The organism is Allobosea sp. NPDC055353, from assembly GCF_053644975.1.
Genome location: NZ_JBSHMC010000001.1, coordinates 2,183,173 through 2,198,645, shown reverse-complemented (window position 1 = coordinate 2,198,645; position 15,473 = coordinate 2,183,173). Strand labels below are relative to the sequence as shown.

Below are 15,473 nucleotides of genomic sequence, written 5' to 3'. Positions count from 1 at the left end.
TAGCGCCGCGCTCCATCTCAGGCAAGGTCAGACAGCCGGGCGCAGCTTGCGGACCTCGTCGTCGCTCGGCAGGTATTTGGCGCCGTCGCGATAGCTCCAGTCGACCATCACGCCCTTGCCGTTCTTCAGCGCGCTCTTGCCGACATAGGCGCCGAGCGTCGATTGATGGTCGATCTTGCGGAATTCGATCGGGCCGAAGGCCGAGCCGAATTTCAGCCCCTCGAAGGCGTCAACGAGCTTCTCGTTATCGGTCGAGCCGGCCTTCGCTAGCGCAGCAGCGATGGCCTGCACCGTCTCGTAGCCGACAACCGAGCCGAGCCGCGGATAGTCGTTGTACTTCGCCTTGTAGGCGTCGCGGAACTTGACGTGCTCGAGCGTCTGCAGGTCGGCATGCGGATAGCCGGTGATGATCCAGCCTTCCGGCGTCTCGGCGCCGAGCGTGTCGAGATATTCCGGCTCGCCGGTCAGCATCGAGACGACCTGGCGCCCCTCGAACAGGCCGCGCGTGTTGCCGGCGCGAACGAAATTGGCGAGGTCGACAGCGAAGGTGACGTTGAAGATCGCCTCGGGCTTGGCCGCTTCCAGCGCCTGGACGGTGGCGCCGGCATCGATGCGGCCGAGCGCCGGGAACTGCTCGGCGACGAAGGTCACGTCCGGGCGCGCCTTCAGCAGCAATTCCTTGAACCATTTCACCGCCGACTGGCCGTATTCGTAGTTCGGCGCGACGATCGCCCATTTCTTGGCCGGGAGCTTCGCGGCCTCCTCGACCAGCATGGCGGCCTGCATGTAGGTCGAGGGCCGCAGGCGGAAGGTGTAGCGATTGCCCTTCGACCAGACGAGCGCATCGGCCAGCGGCTCGGAGGCCACGTAAAGCCGCTTGTTCTGGTTGGCGTAGTCGGCGAGCGCCAGCCCGACATTGGAGAGGAAGCCGCCGGCGATGATGTCGACCTTCTCGGCGGTGGCGAGATCGGCGGCATGGCGCACCGCATCCTCGGGCTTGCCGGCATCGTCGCGGAAGACGGTCTCGAGCTTGCGGCCGAGCACGCCGCCGGCTGCGTTGATCTGCTCCTGCGCCAGCTCCCAGGCCTGCCGATAGGGTTTCAGGAAGGCCGGCTGGGCGGTATAGGAGTTGATCTCGCCGATGCGGATCGGCCCCGCGCCCTGGGCGCGCGCCAGCGAGGGAACGCCGAGGGCAAGCGTGCCCGCGACGAAGCTGCGACGATCGATCTGCATCGGGTTTAAGTCCTTCGCCCTGCTGCGGCTGCAATCCGCGCCGATACCGCTCGCGCCGGGTGCGGCGAAGCGGAATTCATTTGCATGCATATGAATGAACAGATCCGGGCGCCTGTCAATCTGCCATTCTTGCAATGCAGCAGATGAGCAGGCGACTGACCGCAGCTCGCGCAACCTTGCGGGAATTGTCCGGAAGCCGTTGATTTTATTTGAGAAAAAAGGCGATTAAAAATAAGACAGTGATGCTGCCCTTTTGGCCTTGCAGGCGTCGCCTGAGCTTACTATCTAAAGTGCAGCGCAGCAGAGATGTTGCGCCGCCCTCCTTGGGCGTTTCCTCCCTAGACTTGGGCTGCGCTTCCGGCGTGGCCCTTTTTTCTTGTCGGGAGTCGGGCGCCCTTACCAGCGCCGGCCGTAGCCCCAGGGCCCGCCGAAGGAGGCGTCGAAGCGGTCGAAGCGATAGCGCCGGTCGGCCGCGCGATCGAGGTCGAGCTGCATCAGGCAGTTCGAGAACGCCTCGCCCGGTGCGCGGAAACCATAGGAGCGGCAGCGCTCCTCGTCGATCGCGCGATACTGCGCCTCGGTGGTCACGCAGCCGCCCAGTGCGAGGGCCAGCATCGCGCCGGCGGCGAGCCTGATGATCGTCATCGCGCTTCTCCTCTCGCTCATACCCGTCCTACGCATGGACGGCCTGGGGGTTCCCGCACTCAGCCGAGTGGGATGGACACCTGGCCATCGTGGGGCAGAACCGCCTGATTGTCATTCCGGGGCTTCGCGCAGCGAAGAACCCGGAACCCACGACCGGGCGAGCGACCTGCAACTCCGGGAAAAATGCTCCACCCAGTCGTGGGTTCCGGGTTCGCGCCTGCGGCGCGCCCCGGAATGACAAGGGTGGCTGCAACCCTCCATAACCAAGTGTCCCTAGCCCCTAGCGCGAGAACTTGATCGGTACGCTCAGCGAAATCGCCCCGCCGCCCAGGCCATCCGGCGGTGCCGGCACAGGGCTGGCGCGACGGATCATCGCGACCGCCTCCTCGTCCAGCGTCGCATCGCCCGAGCCCCGGACGAGCCGGGCCGAGAGCACGCGGCCGCCGCGGTCGATGCTGAAGGCGACCTGCACTGTGCCGGGGCTGGCGCCGCCGGGGAAGCGCTTGAAGCGGTTGAGATGCGCCATCAGCGACCCGCGCCAGCTCGCGGTTGCGGCCGGAGACGGTGAGGACGCCCCGGAATTGGGCGCCGCCGCACGCGGGGCGGCCTGCGCCTGTGCGACCGGCGCGGAGGTCCGCTCGGCCTTCGGCTTGTCCGGGCGGATCGGCTTCTTCTTCTCGACGACCTTGGGTTTCGGCTTGGGCTTCTTGGGCGGAGGCGGCTTCGGAGCCTCCTTCGGCGGCGGCGTCAGGATCGCCGCGGCATCGGGCAGCGGCGGCAATTCGGGAATCTTGATCTCCGGCTCAGGGATCGCGACTGGCTCCGGTTCCGGCGGCGGCGGCTCGATCTCCTTGGGCTGCTCGACCGGCTCGGGCGGCGGCGGTTCGGGCTCGGGCTGCGCCTCGGCCATTTCGGGGCCGGGCGCGACCTCCTGCGGCGGCGCTTCCGGCGCGACGGCGAGCGGTGCGAGTTCGATCATCACCGCGGCCGGAGGCGCGCCCATCGCCGCCTCGGCGCGCTGCCAGTTGGCAATGACCCAGCCGGCCGTGCCATGGGCGCTCGCGATCACCAGGGCCGCAAGGCTCCAGCGAAGGGCCGCCGGCGCGAAACGCGACAATGACGGGCGTTCGAGGCTCATGGCTTTGGCCCCGCAGCAGCCCCCTGCCCTGTATCCTCCAGACCGACCAGCGCGATCTTGAGATACCCGGCATTGCGCAGCAGGTTCATCACGTTCATCAGCTCGCTATAGGCGACGCTGCCATCGGCCCGCAGGAAGACCCGCTGCTCGCGGTCGCTGTTCGTCTTCTGGTCGAGCGCCGCCTGCAGCGCCTCGCGCGGCACGGGATCATTGCCGAGCGCGAGCGAAAGGTCGCCCTTCACGGTCAGGAACATCGGGGTATCCGGCCGCGGCTGCGGCTGCGCGTTCGAGACCGGCAGGTCGACCGCCACATCGACGGTCGAGAGCGGCGCCGCCACCATGAAGATGATCAGCAGGACGAGGATGACGTCGATGAACGGCGTCACGTTGATGTCGCTGACCTCGCCGAGGTCGCCGTCCTGCGGCTCCTTGAGGGAAACGCCCATGATTCACTCCGCCGGAACGAGCGGCGCAGCCGCGACGGCGGCCGAAGCCGAGGAGGCCGAGGCCGAGCGCGGGGCCGGCGCGACGGCGCGCTGGCGGCGCTCCAGATCGCGCGAGAGATGGCGCAGGATCTCGCCGGAGGCATCGGAGAGCGTAGCGCGGTAGCCGGTGATCGCGCGGGCGAAGACATTGTAGATGATGACGGCGGGGATCGCGGCGACGAGGCCGATCGCGGTCGCCAGCAGCGCCTCGGCGATGCCGGGCGCGACGACCGCGAGATTGGTCGTCTTGGCCTGGCTGATGCCGATGAAGGAATTCATGATGCCCCAGACCGTGCCGAACAGGCCGACGAAGGGGGCGGTCGAACCGATCGTGGCGAGCAGGCCGGTCCCGCGCGCCATCGAGCGGCCGGCGCGCGCCTCGATCCGCGAGAGCGCGATGGCGACGCGCTCCTTGATGCCGTCCTCGCCGAGATCGGCGGAACGGCGCGTCTCGGACAGGGCAGCGGACAGCAACAAGCCGACGGCGCCGCGCAGCTTGCCGTTCCTGCCCGCCGCTGCTCCGGCTGCCTCGCCCAGATTTTCGGCCGCCTCGATGCGGCGCAGCGCCCGGCCGGCCGACCGCTTGGCCGCGGCCAGCTCCATCGCCTTGGCGAGCCAGATCGTCCAGGTCACCAGCGAGGCGAAGGCGAGCCCCAGCATCACGCCCTTCACGACGATGTCGGCCGCCATGAACATGCCCCAGGGCGACAGGTCATGCGGCAGCGTGGCCGTAGCCGCCGGAGCCGGAGCCATTACAGGCGTGGCCGGGGTGCCGGACGTCAGCGGCGGATGGGCCGTGCTCGGCGGGTTGATGCCGAGCTGGGGCAGAGCCGGCGGCAGCGGATTGGTCGGGGTGGCCGGCTGAGCCGGGGCGGCTTGCTGTGTCGGCGATGCGGGCTGGCTCGGAGCGGCAGGCTGGGCCTGTACCGCGGGCGGAGCCGTATCGGCCGGCGCCTGCGGGGCGGGCTGCCCCGGCGCCTGGGCCTGGGCCTGGGCCGCCACCACGGACAGGCTCATCGCAACAAGAGCCAGACGGAACGCACGCATCATCACAAATCAGCCTTCTCTGGAGGAGCGCCGCGCCGGCTTTCGCCGACTCCACAGCCTTGCTGCCGGGCACCTAAGGGCTAGCAGCTTCCTCATTGGAATCATTACAAAAAAAGACTTGCAGCACCGATGCTGCATATGCGATACGCCTGTTCGAATCGGGCCGGCATGTCAAGGAAAAGCGGCTCACCGGCCATGGCCCCGGACAGGTCTCGGCCACGCCAAATCAGGCCAGCCCGCGCTCCGGACAGCCCTCACATATCCGCTATTCGATGCATGCAGGGCGCTGCCGAGGCGGTGCGCGCGACAGCGATTCAGCTGCGCTCGGGCCGGTCGATCTCGGCCTGGAGTGCAGCGAGGTGAGTGGACGCAGCCTCGGTCGCCGCCTGCTCGACCGCGCGGAAGCGCAGGATGAGCGCTTCGCCGAGCGGGGTCAGTTGCGCCCCGCCGCCATTGCGCCCGCCGACCTGGCGCTCGACCACCGGCTTGCCGAAGAGCACATTCAGCTCCTCGACCAGTTCCCAGGCGCGCCGGTAGGACATCTCCATCGCCCGGCCGGCGGCCGAGATCGAGCCATGCGTCGCGATGTTCTCGAGCAGCGCGATCTTGCCGGGGCCGATCCTGCCTTCGGGGTCGAGCTGGATGCGCAGGCTCAGCGAGGGCACCGCGGCCTCAGGAGGCTTTGGCGAGGTTCGCCTGCGCGCCCTCGCCGCAGGCGGCGAGCCAGATCGCCGCGATGCGCTCGATGCCGGCCTGGTCGTCGGCATCGAATCGCGCCGGCGACGGGCTGTCGAGATCGATCACGCCGATGACGCCATCGCGGCCGATGAGCGGCACGACCAGTTCCGAGCGCGAAGCCGCATCGCAGGCGATATGGCCGGGAAAGGCATGGACGTCCTCGACCAGCATCGAACGTGCTTGCGCCACGGCCGCGCCGCAGACGCCCTTGCCGACCGGGATGCGGACGCAGGCCGGCTTGCCCTGGAACGGGCCGAGCACCAGCTCGCCACCGCGCATGATGTAGAAGCCGGCCCAGTTCAGGTCCGGCATCATCTGGAACAGCAGGGCCGAGGTGTTGGCGGCATTGGCGACGGGATCGCTTTCGCCGGTGAGCAGGGCTTCGAGCTGTCCGGCGAGTTCGCGATAGAACTCCGGCTTGCTGCCGGCGGCGATGCTGCGTGCCTCGAACATGATCCTGACGCCTCGCTTGCGGTCGCTCTCGAAATCCAGCGCCGGTTCCTACCACCATCCTCCCGGCCGCGCCATCGAAGAGGCCCCATACGGGCGGTTGCCGGAACGATCTTGAGCGGTCTCGCTCTTGTCATTCCGGGGCTTCGCATCGCGAAGAACCCGGAACCCACGACGGGTGCGCCCTTGTCATCAGCTGTAAGAGGCCTCACCCAGTCGTGGGTTCCGGGTTCGCGCCTATGGCGCGCCCCGGAATGACAAGGGCGTCGTTCGCCCCTAGCGATCAACCGAACCCAGCGCCCTTTCCCACCCCCGGCGGATCGTGCCAATCCTCCCCTCGCGCCTCATCGGATCGGGACCCGGTCTTGAGCGAGGTATCCGATGAATCCAGGCTGCCGGAGACATCCCGATGAACGACTTGACTGCGAGCCCGCGCCGGGCGGATGGCAGCGCCGGCGATGCCGATTACGGCCGCATCGGGAAGGGCTACGCCTCCTATCGCCAGCCCGAGCCCGCCATCGCCGCGTTGATCGAGACCGCGCTCGGCCCGGCCCGGCGGGTGCTCAATGTCGGCGCCGGAGCAGGCTCCTATGAGCCGCGCGGGCGCGACATGATTGCGGTCGAGCCCTCCGCCTCGATGCGGGCGCAGCGCCCCGCCGATATCGTCGCCGCGATCGATGCAACCGCGGAAGCCCTGCCCTTTCCCGACGGGCATTTCGACGCGAGCATGGCGACCTTCACCGTGCACCAATGGCAGCATCTCGATGCGGGCCTGCGCGAGATGCGCCGGGTGACGCGCGGGCCGGTCGCGATCCTGTCCTGCGATCCCGAGCTGGTGCAGGCCTTCTGGCTCAACCACTACGCGCCGGAGGTGCTGGCGACCGAGGCACGGCGCTATCCCACGCTCGGCCATATCGGCACGGTTCTGGGCGGCGATGTCGAGATCGTCGCGGTGCCGATTCCCCTCGCCTGCCGTGACGGCTTCAACGAGGCCTATTACGGCCGGCCGGAACTCTTCCTCGATCCCGCCGCGCGCTCGGCCTGCTCGGCCTGGAGCTTCGTCGGCGAGACCCAGAACGCCGCCTCGATCGAGAAGCTGCGCCAGGACCTGGACTGTGGCGCCTGGGACGATTGCTACGGCTTCCTGCGCAACCAGCCGAGCTTCGATGGTTCGCTGCGCCTCGTCATCGCGCGGCCTTGAACCGAAAACGGAAGGGCCGGCTCCCTTGCGAGAACCGGCCCTTCTGAAAATATCGATACCATTCCGGCCTGAAGCCGGAACCAGGCCCTAGAACGGGATGTCGTCGTCGAGATGGCTGGAGGACGAGCGCCCGCCGCCACCACCGCCGCCCGACATCGCCGGCTGGCGCGAGCCGCCGCCGCTGCCCATCGCGCTGGAGCGACCGAACGAGCCGCCGCCGCCCGAGCGCTCCTCGCCGTAGCCGCCGCTGCTGCCACCGCCCTCGCCATATTCGTCGGAGCCGCCCTGGCGGCTGTCGAGGATGGTGAGCTCGCCGCGGAAACGCTGCAGCACGATCTCGGTGGTGTATTTCTCGACGCCGGACTGGTCCTGCCATTTCCGGGTCTGGAGCTGGCCCTCGATATAGATCTTCGAGCCCTTCTTCAGATACTGCTCGGCGACCTTCGCCAGGTTCTCGTTGAAGATCACGACCGAGTGCCACTCGGTGCGCTCCTTGCGCTCGCCGCTCTGCTTGTCGCGCCAGGTCTCGGAGGTGGCGATACGCAGATTGACGACAGGCTCGCCGCTGCCGAGGCGGCGCACTTCGGGATCGCGCCCGAGATTGCCGACCAGAATGACCTTGTTGACGCTACCAGCCATGACAGGCTCCATTTCCTGCGCACTTCACACAAACCGGCCGCTTGACCGGAGCCAAACCCTATCGGTCGATAAAGGCATTATCAAGAATGTTCCTGTTTTGTTCAAGTGCCTGTTTCGAGGTTGTCCCCTGCTGATTCGGTGGTGTCTCACCGCGGAGGCTGCCGCGCGCCGAGGATCGCCTGCGCCATCCGGTCGAGCAGCACCGCGAGCAGCACGATGCCGAGCCCGCCGACGAAGCCGAGCCCGGGATCGGCCCGTTGCAGGCCGAGCAGCACCACCTCGCCCAGCCCCTTGGCGCCGATCATCGAGGCGACCACGACCATGGCCAGCGCCATCATGATCGCCTGGTTCAGCCCTTGCAGGATCACCGGCCGGGCCAGCGGCAGTTCGATCAGCCAGAAAGCCTGTCGCGGCCTCAGGCCCAGTGCCCGCGAGGCCTCGACCAGTCCGGCATCGACGCCGCGCAGGCCAAGCTCGGTCAGGCGCGCGAAAGGCGGCAGCGCATAGACCAGCGTCGCGACGAGGGCCGGCGCGCGGCCGAGCCCGAGCAGCATCGCCACCGGGATCAGGTAGACGAAGCTCGGGATGGTCTGCATCAGGTCGTAAAGCGGCGCCAGCGCCCTTCCCAGTCGCGGCAACCTTGCAGCCGCCACGCCGAGCGGCAGGCCCAGCAGCACGACGAAGACGACGGCGACGGTCACCAGAGCGAGCGACTGCATCGCCTCGCCCCAGATACCGAGCCCGGCCAGCGCCAGCGGCAGGAGCGCCATCGCCAGCGCGAAGCCGATCCGCCGCGTCGCGAGCCAGGCCCCGACCGCGACAGCCAGCACGAAGGCGGGAACCGGGACGTGCTGGAGCAGCGTCTCGACCAGGCGGACCGGCGCGGTCAGCACCGCACCGAAGCCGTCGAGCCTGTCGCCATAACCGGTGACGAGGGCATCGACCGCGCGATTGACGGCGCCCTGCAGCGCCTTGCCGAGATCCGGCACCAGGGCCGTCGTCACAGGCTCGACGCGACCTTGCTGGCGACATCGGCCGGCAGCCACTTCTTCCAGATCTCGCCCTGCGTCTTCAGGAAGACCAGCGCCTGCTGCTCGGGCGTGACGCCCTTCTCGCGCGCCTCGGCCAGCATCTTCGAGGTCACGTCGCTGGTCGTGCCGTAGCTCCTGAAGAAGGCCGCGAGCTGCGGCGCCTGCTTCGCAAAATCGATATTCGCGCCGATCACGACCTTGCTGGTCGGATAGGCGGTGGCGCGCTTGGGAGCGTCGCTGGCCTTGAGCTCGGCCCAGACCGCTGCATCGAAGGGCGCTTCCTCCAGCTTGACGAGGTCATAGGCGCCGAGCAGCCAGCTCGGCCCCCAGTAGTAGAACACGACCGGGCGCTTGCGCTTGAGCGCCGCCTCGATCGCGGCGACCAGCGCCTCGCCCGAGCCGCCGCGCGTATTGGTGAAATCCTCGGTGAGCCCGTAGACCGCGAGCTTCTTGGTGTTGATGCCCTCGCAGACCCAGCCGGCAACGCAATTGTAGAAGCGCCCCTTCCCCGGCTCCTCGGGATCGGCGAACAGGGCCTTGTAGCGCTTCAGATCCTCGGGCTTCTTGAGGTCCGGCGCCTTGGCGTCCGGTCCGGATACGACGTAACGCGGCACGAACCAGCCTTCGCTCGCATCCGGGAAGGTGGTGCCGAGCGGCTCGACCTTGCCGGCATCAGTCGCCTTGACCCAGGCATCGACCGGGTTGGCCATCCAGATTTCCATGACGATATCGACATCGCCGCGCGCCAACCCATTGACCAGCGGCGCGATCACGCCCGGAACGCGCTCGACCTTGCAGCCGAAGCCGCGCTCGGCGATGGCGCCGGCGAGAGCGGTGTGGAAGGCGGCGGAATCATAGTCGAGCCCGGCCATCTTCAAGGGGCGGTCGAGCTCGCAGGCCATGGCCGGTACGCCAAAGCCGAGGCCGAGCGCCAGGGTTGCTGCTCCAAGAAGGGCCTTCATCATCGTCGCTCCCCCAAAATCGATCATGGCAGAAGCCGCCGGGGCCGATCGCGCCGGCGGTTCGCGCTGTAACGCAGGGCCGGACGAATTGATCCGTTCTTCCGGGCACTTGCGCGGCAGCATCGCTCAATCGCGGCGACGAGGCGAGGCCGATCCTGTCATCGCCGGTCAGCAGCCATGCAGGGCGATATATCGGGGCCGATGCCGAAGCGGCGCGGGCCCGGACGGATTGTAATCGCCCCCGGCAGAGGCCATGAGCTAGGCTGACAGCCAGCATACGGCCCCGGCAAAAGGGACGACTCCTTCGTGACAGGCAGCAACCGCATCGTCCTTTCCAGTGATCACGCTGCCATCCCGCTGCGGCAGGCCATTGCCAGGCATGTCGCCGCGCAGGGCTGGGACGTGGTCGATATCGGCCCGACGACGCCGGAGAGCACGCCCTACCCGAAACACGGCGAAGCGGCGGCGCGGCTGGTCGCTGCCGGCGATTGCCGGCTCGGCATCATCCTGTGCGGCACCGGCCAGGGCATCATGATGGCGGCGAACAAGGTCAAGGGCATTCGCTGCGGGGTCTGCGCCGACACGTTCTCGGCCCGTATGATCCGTGAGCATAACGACGCCAACATGCTCTCGATCGGCGCGCGCGTGGTCGGCGAAGGGCTGGCGCTCGCGATCGCCGATGCGTTCCTGAACGCCGAATTCGAAGGCGGCCGGCATGCGACGCGGGTGGAGATGATCGCGGCGCTGGAGGGGTAGCCCGGGTCCGGTGATCCAGGCCCGGTTCCGACCCGTTGCCGAACTCTGATCCGGCTGTCAGGCTGCACCCCGGAGGTTCCCATGAGCGAAGACGGCAGTCGGGTTGAGCAGCGTATCCGAGCCAGCTTTGCGAAACAGGGCCTGATGACGACCCTCGGCGCAACCATCGCAACCGTGGAGCCCGGCGCTGTCGCCATCGAACTGGCGCCTGCTCCGACAATCTCTCAACAGCACGGTTTCGTTCATGCCGGCGCGGTAAGTGCCATTGCCGATAGCGCAGCAGGATATGCCGCCCTCTCTATGATGCCTATGGACCGCGGGGTGCTGACTACAGAGTTCAAGATCAACCTCTTGGCTCCAGCCGCTGGCGACCGGATCATCGCCCGAGGGAAGGTCGTGAAAGCGGGACGCACTCTGACTCTGGCCCAAACCGAGGTGTTCGCGGAGAAGGATGGCCGATCGCGATTGATCGCCCTGCTTACCGCAACGCTGATGGCCGTCGAGGGGCGGGACGGCATTGCCGACTGATGTCGGCTTCCGACCCTTGGTCGACGCTCCGGGAGAAAATTCCCCCCAAGCCCCGGGATGCCGGATCGCGAAAATCCGACGCGCCGACCGGAGGTTCACCCAACGGTAACCATCCAAGCCGATGTATCTCCTCAGCCTTGTCCGAGAGATACCCGATGCTGACCCGCCGATCGTTTACGTTTCCCGCCCTCTCCTTCGCGGCCGCAGGCCTGGCCGGATGTGGATCGAGAAGCATCGTCGCGCTGCCCGAGATCGATGCCGGCCAAAGCCCGAGAGGCCTGGTGACGCGCACGCTCTCCCGGCCGAACTATGCCGCGGTCTATGCCGACTATCCCGGCGAGAAATTTCCGATCGCCGCCATCGATTATCAGCGGATCGATAACCGGTATCTCCGCCAGACGGTCGCGTTTCCGCGCGACGAGAAGCCCGGCTCGATCGTGGTCGATCCTGCCGGCTACCACCTCTATTTCGTCGAGTCCCCGCGCGTCGCGACGCGTTACGGCGTCGGCGTCGGGCGCGAAGGTTTCGGCTGGTCCGGTGCGGCCCGCATCAACATGAAGCGCGACTGGGCGGATTGGGTCCCGCCTCCGGAAATGATCGAGCGTGACCCCTCGATCCGATCGCAGCTCGAGATGACGCCGCGCGGGCTCGGCGTGCGCGGCGGCTCGAAAAGCCCGCTGGGCGCGCGGACCCTGTATCTGTTCGGCGAGGGGCGAGACCTCGGCTATCGAATCCATGGCACGTTCGAGCCCTATACGGTGGGCACGAACGTTTCGTCGGGCTGCATCCGGATGATCAATCAGGACATCGCCCATCTCTATGCGCGCGTCGCGCCCGGCACCCCCGTGACGGTGCTGCCTGCGTGACCTCGAGCAGGTGAACGGCAGCCAACGGATCGGTTCATCCTCCGTGGAGGCGCCGCGTGATCTGATCAGGGTCGAAAGGAGTTTGCCATGCGCAAGCTGTTGATCTTCACGACGATTGCACTCGGCAGCGCGTTGGCCGCGCCGGCCATGGCCTCCGAGGCGTTGCCGAAGGAGCTCGCCCAGCGTCTCGACAAGGCGACGGTCGCGTATTCCTGGTCGGCTGCAGCCGAGCGGCGGCATATGATCATCGAAGAAACCATGCGCCAGCAACGCTACGGCCGCGGCTATGGCTATGGTCGCGGTTATGGACCGCCGCGCGGATACGGCCCGCCTCCGGGTTACGGTTACGGTCGTGGGCCGGGCTGGGGGCCGCCGCGTTATGCCCCGCCACCTCCCGACTGGTGGTGATTCCGAGAGCGACGGGCGACCGTCGCTCTTTTCTTTTGCGTGGGTAGGCCGGGTGGCGGGCCGCGAAGGATACAGGTAGGTTTGCCGTCCGCGCTTGCGGGAGTGGATCGAAGATGCACAGCGGCTCATGCCTGTGTGGTGCGGTCACCTTGACGGTGGCTGACAGCCTGCCCGATCCGAATTTCTGCCATTGCCGCATGTGCCGCAAGCACTCGGGCCATTACTTCGCGTCCACCGATGTGCCCAGGACGGCCTTGACGATCATCGGCGAGGAGAAACTGGCGTGGTTTCAATCGTCGGAGCACGTCCGGCGCGGCTTCTGCTCGACATGCGGATCGTCCCTCTTCTGGGATCGGCCGGATCGGGATTGGATCGCCGTGGCCATGGGCGCTTTCGACGGAGCGACGGAGACCGCTGCAAATCTGCATATCTACGTCGCCGACAAAGGGGACTACTACGAGATCGCAGACGGCCTGCCGCAATACGACACCGTTCCACCACGCGATTGAGGCACTGTGAGCTGAGCGTCCGTTTTCGACCCGTTGCTGACGTCCGTCGCCTATCTCGGCCGAGCAGCGTCGGCGAGAAGTCCCATACCCAGACCGGCAAAGCTCAGCCCGGCGATGCGCGCGGTCCATCGCTTGCCGTCCTTGCTGATGAGCCTGGAGCGCATTCTCAAAGCCACAAATGCGTAGCAAGCGTGAACTGTGCCCACGATGCCAATGATGATCGCGAACATGATGGCGAACTGCGACGCGATGGACGCCGATGGGTCGAGGAAGGTCGGAAACACGGCAGAGAGGAAGAGAATAGACTTCGGGTTACTCAACGAAACCAACAATGTCTTCAAAACGATCGACACATCCTCTGAATTTACCTGCTCATCCGGCGCTGCGTTCGATGTCATTCCGAAAGACGATCGAAATGTCTTCCAGCCGATCCAGATCAGATAGATCGCGCCAGCGAGCTTCATGACAGTGAACGCGTCGGGAAACATCTTTATCAAGCCGCCGACGCCGAAAGCTGCCGCGCTCGCAACAAGGAACAGGGCCAGCAGATTTCCCAGGATAGCGAGAGCAGCGCCGCGAACGCCATATCGCAAAGCGTGCGAGATGACCGCCAACACATTCGGGCCGGGTGAGCAGGTAGCAATTCCGATCAGGGTTGCGAAGCCAATGATTGCTTCGGTCCGCATGCTCGCCTCCTGCAACGAAAGCCGCCGCCACTTGAATATGTATAGACTTTTCGTACGCGTGCTCACAAGTGGCGCCAGGGAGGTCTGCTCACGACCCGTTGCTGACCCTAACGGTGTAGGCGCGACGGGTCATCGCGTCAGAAGCTTCGCTCCAGGAAAAGCTGCGCCGAGCTCTGCCGGCCCGACAGGCTCGCCGCGCGTGCGTTTCCGGCGATGTCGAGCTTCTGCCAGGCGACAGAACCTTCGAGACCGAGGCGCACTCCATCGATCGGCGCCCAGACCAGATTGGCCGCCACCCGGTCGATCTGGACACGGCCCGCCAGCCCGGACGCGTTCGGAATCGTCAGACGATAGCGGCTGACATAGGCGTTGCTCGACCATTCGTCGGTCCATTCCCGCCCGATCGCGACCACGCCGGACCAGCCGCGCGTCGTCAGATTCCCGGTCAGGACCGAGAAGGCCGTGCGCTGGTCGAGCCTGGAGCCGATATAGGGCGCCGCATTCACGGCGCCGGCGATCTGGGCGGTCAATGTCAGCGGCCGGTCCAGCAGCTTTTTCTCCCAGGTCGCGCCGAGGATCGCAGCCCGGCCGACGCGGCTGGAGCCACCGCCGGGGATATCCCGCGCCGCGATCGCCCCGTGCAGCATCAGTCCACCCTGCTCGTAGAGCAAGCGCACGACACCGTCCGGCACGCGATTTCCCCTTGTCGGCAGCACCGTGCGCCGGTCGGCGGAAGCATCTTCGACCGATAGCGAGAGACTGAGCTGTTCGGTCAATTGCCGCTCATAGCCGATCAAGGCGACCGTCCGGCTCGGAATCCGCCCAAGGAAGGCGAATTCATCGCCAGCCCAGAAATCGAAACGCGAGTCCGCGAGTCCGAAGGCGAACGCCCCGAAGGTGACGCTGGCCTCGTTCATCGTGAGCTCGCTGCCGCCCTCGCTGGTCGTATCCATGGAGAAGTCGAAGGCGGTCGCCAGATGGTGGCCATCCGCGAGCATCTGTCCGGTCTCGATCCGGAAGCTGGCGCTCAGGGGAAAGCTGGTGGCGCTCTGCGGAACCTGCCCGGTCGCGCGCGCCAGCGCATTCGCCTTGTAGTCGTCGCGCTGGATCCCGGCATTGACCGTGCCGGATACGGCGATGCAGGTGCCGGAGCCCGGCGAGACGAAGCCGCGAGGGCTATCGTCGTCCTCGTCCTCGTCGTCATTCTCGGCCTCGTTGTCGTCGTCATCGCTCTCCGCCGCGGATGTCGCCCCGGCGGGAAACGAGAAAAGCGGTGATGGGTCCGGAGGCGTGATCGTGCAACTGCGCAGAAACAAGGGCGGCTTGCTCGCGGCTTGCACGGGAGAAACTGCGAACGGGGCGAAACAGACGGCTATGGGCAGCGTCGCGGCCTGAATCCCGACCGCGATCGGCAGTATGCCGCGCCAAACCGGCCTGTCGTGTTTCTCGTTGGGAAGCATGCGTTTGGCGAGGATCATGGACGTCTCACGCGATCATCGCATTCGGGCGTGGAGAACGCTATGAAATCTCCACCCGGTCCCGAACTACTGCAATGGAGCTCGCCATGCTGAAACGTTATCTCGCCCTGGCTTTCATGCTGCTTGGGCCGATCGGCTGCACCACGCAGGACAGCGTCCCCCGCGCCAGAGCCGACGGGCCGGCCTATATGCAGCCGGGCATCGGCGCCCCGGCGCGCCAGACGGATTCGTTCGGAAACGCCGTACGCTAGGCGCCCGCTTCATTCTTCGCGGAAACGCGTCGTCATTCCGGACAAGCTGCGAAGCGGCGCCGATCCGGGATCCATCGAAGGGCGCAGCGCTCTCCGATGGATCCCGGGTCAAGCCCGGGATGACGAGGTGTTTCCGCGTGAAATCAGCATGCTCTCAGAGCCTGGTTGGAAAGTCCCTGAGCTCTCATCCCGAGGAGCCGTTCCCTTGGGAATGGCGTCTCGAAGGATGCTTCAGGAGGCTCCGGATACCCACTGGAGCATCCTTGGAGACGCAAGCTTCGCTTGCTCCTCAGGATGAGGGCTGAGTTTCCAAACTGACTCTCAGAGCCTGCGGCCGGTCGCGGTCCAGCCCCTGCCCCGGAGCTCAACAAAAACCCGGCAGGCCGAAGCCCACCGGGTCGCTGATGCGAGATCGCGTGACC

19 protein-coding genes are annotated in these 15,473 nt (G+C 66.7%); 7 read left to right on the top strand and 12 right to left on the bottom strand.

Going from position 1 to position 15,473, the window contains the following annotated elements:
- Positions 1-27: 27 nt before the first annotated feature.
- The 7 genes from ACWIEX_RS10130 to ACWIEX_RS10100 form a co-directional block, all read right to left on the bottom strand.
- Positions 28-1,233 carry an ABC transporter substrate-binding protein gene (locus ACWIEX_RS10130; protein WP_454032918.1) on the bottom strand — a complete coding sequence of 402 codons (1,206 nt, stop codon included), beginning with the start codon at positions 1,231-1,233 and terminating at the stop codon, positions 28-30.
- Between the two features lie 396 nt (positions 1,234-1,629).
- The gene (locus ACWIEX_RS10125) at positions 1,630-1,878 is read right to left on the bottom strand and encodes a hypothetical protein (protein WP_454032917.1); all 249 of its coding nucleotides are present in this window, start codon (positions 1,876-1,878) and stop codon (positions 1,630-1,632) included.
- 280 nt (positions 1,879-2,158) lie between these two features.
- Entirely contained in the window at positions 2,159-3,016 is an 858-nt protein-coding gene (locus ACWIEX_RS10120) for an energy transducer TonB family protein (RefSeq protein WP_454032916.1), read from the bottom strand.
- Positions 3,013-3,462: a TonB system transport protein ExbD gene (gene exbD / locus ACWIEX_RS10115; protein WP_454032915.1), complete on the bottom strand. Its 450-nt coding sequence runs from the start codon at positions 3,460-3,462 to the stop codon at positions 3,013-3,015. The genes ACWIEX_RS10120 and exbD overlap by 4 nt, the downstream gene beginning before the upstream one ends.
- A 3-nt stretch (positions 3,463-3,465) precedes the next feature.
- The gene (exbB, locus tag ACWIEX_RS10110) at positions 3,466-4,551 is read right to left on the bottom strand and encodes a tonB-system energizer ExbB (protein WP_454032914.1); all 1,086 of its coding nucleotides are present in this window, start codon (positions 4,549-4,551) and stop codon (positions 3,466-3,468) included.
- Positions 4,552-4,862: 311 nt separating this feature from the next.
- On the bottom strand, positions 4,863-5,213 hold the full coding sequence (locus tag ACWIEX_RS10105; protein ID WP_454032913.1) for a winged helix-turn-helix domain-containing protein: 351 nt from the start codon (positions 5,211-5,213) through the stop codon (positions 4,863-4,865).
- Between the two features lie 7 nt (positions 5,214-5,220).
- A complete protein-coding gene (locus ACWIEX_RS10100; protein WP_454032912.1) occupies positions 5,221-5,739 on the bottom strand; it encodes a GAF domain-containing protein in 519 nt (172 codons plus the stop codon).
- A gap of 406 nt (positions 5,740-6,145) precedes the next feature.
- Between ACWIEX_RS10100 and ACWIEX_RS10095 the strand changes: the two genes are divergently transcribed.
- Positions 6,146-6,937 (top strand): class I SAM-dependent methyltransferase, encoded by a 792-nt coding sequence (locus ACWIEX_RS10095; protein WP_454032911.1) that lies wholly within the window; start codon positions 6,146-6,148, stop codon positions 6,935-6,937.
- A gap of 87 nt (positions 6,938-7,024) precedes the next feature.
- Here the strand turns inward: ACWIEX_RS10095 and ssb are convergent, their stop codons facing one another.
- The 3 genes from ssb to ACWIEX_RS10080 form a co-directional block, all read right to left on the bottom strand.
- Positions 7,025-7,576: a single-stranded DNA-binding protein gene (ssb, locus tag ACWIEX_RS10090; RefSeq protein ID WP_454032910.1), complete on the bottom strand. Its 552-nt coding sequence runs from the start codon at positions 7,574-7,576 to the stop codon at positions 7,025-7,027.
- Between the two features lie 146 nt (positions 7,577-7,722).
- Positions 7,723-8,580, bottom strand: coding sequence for an ABC transporter permease (locus ACWIEX_RS10085; RefSeq protein ID WP_454032909.1), 858 nt, complete (start codon positions 8,578-8,580; stop codon positions 7,723-7,725).
- Positions 8,577-9,572, bottom strand: a complete 996-nt coding sequence (locus ACWIEX_RS10080) for an ABC transporter substrate-binding protein (RefSeq protein WP_454032908.1) — start codon at positions 9,570-9,572, stop codon at positions 8,577-8,579. The genes ACWIEX_RS10085 and ACWIEX_RS10080 overlap by 4 nt, the downstream gene beginning before the upstream one ends.
- A gap of 303 nt (positions 9,573-9,875) precedes the next feature.
- On the opposite strand from ACWIEX_RS10080, the gene rpiB reads away from it, so the two are divergent.
- The 5 genes from rpiB (at position 9,876) to ACWIEX_RS10055 (ending at position 12,636) form a co-directional block, all read left to right on the top strand.
- Complete coding sequence (gene rpiB / locus ACWIEX_RS10075; RefSeq protein WP_454032907.1) at positions 9,876-10,325, top strand: ribose 5-phosphate isomerase B; 450 nt, start codon at positions 9,876-9,878, stop codon at positions 10,323-10,325.
- Positions 10,326-10,406: 81 nt separating this feature from the next.
- A complete protein-coding gene (locus tag ACWIEX_RS10070) occupies positions 10,407-10,853 on the top strand; it encodes a PaaI family thioesterase (RefSeq protein WP_091859263.1) in 447 nt (148 codons plus the stop codon).
- A gap of 155 nt (positions 10,854-11,008) precedes the next feature.
- Positions 11,009-11,719, top strand: a complete 711-nt coding sequence (locus ACWIEX_RS10065; protein ID WP_454032906.1) for a L,D-transpeptidase — start codon at positions 11,009-11,011, stop codon at positions 11,717-11,719.
- An 87-nt stretch (positions 11,720-11,806) separates the two neighbouring features.
- The gene (locus ACWIEX_RS10060) at positions 11,807-12,127 is read left to right on the top strand and encodes a hypothetical protein (protein ID WP_454032905.1); all 321 of its coding nucleotides are present in this window, start codon (positions 11,807-11,809) and stop codon (positions 12,125-12,127) included.
- A 113-nt stretch (positions 12,128-12,240) separates the two neighbouring features.
- Entirely contained in the window at positions 12,241-12,636 is a 396-nt protein-coding gene (locus ACWIEX_RS10055; RefSeq protein WP_454032904.1) for a GFA family protein, read from the top strand.
- A gap of 50 nt (positions 12,637-12,686) precedes the next feature.
- On the opposite strand, the gene ACWIEX_RS10050 is transcribed toward ACWIEX_RS10055, so the two are convergent.
- Positions 12,687-13,322 (bottom strand): LysE family translocator, encoded by a 636-nt coding sequence (locus ACWIEX_RS10050; protein WP_454032903.1) that lies wholly within the window; start codon positions 13,320-13,322, stop codon positions 12,687-12,689.
- A 137-nt stretch (positions 13,323-13,459) separates the two neighbouring features.
- Positions 13,460-14,638, bottom strand: coding sequence for a porin (locus ACWIEX_RS10045; protein ID WP_454032902.1), 1,179 nt, complete (start codon positions 14,636-14,638; stop codon positions 13,460-13,462).
- Positions 14,639-14,886: 248 nt separating this feature from the next.
- Between ACWIEX_RS10045 and ACWIEX_RS10040 the strand changes: the two genes are divergently transcribed.
- On the top strand, positions 14,887-15,051 hold the full coding sequence (locus tag ACWIEX_RS10040) for a hypothetical protein (RefSeq protein ID WP_454032901.1): 165 nt from the start codon (positions 14,887-14,889) through the stop codon (positions 15,049-15,051).
- The last annotated feature ends 422 nt before the right edge of the window (positions 15,052-15,473 follow it).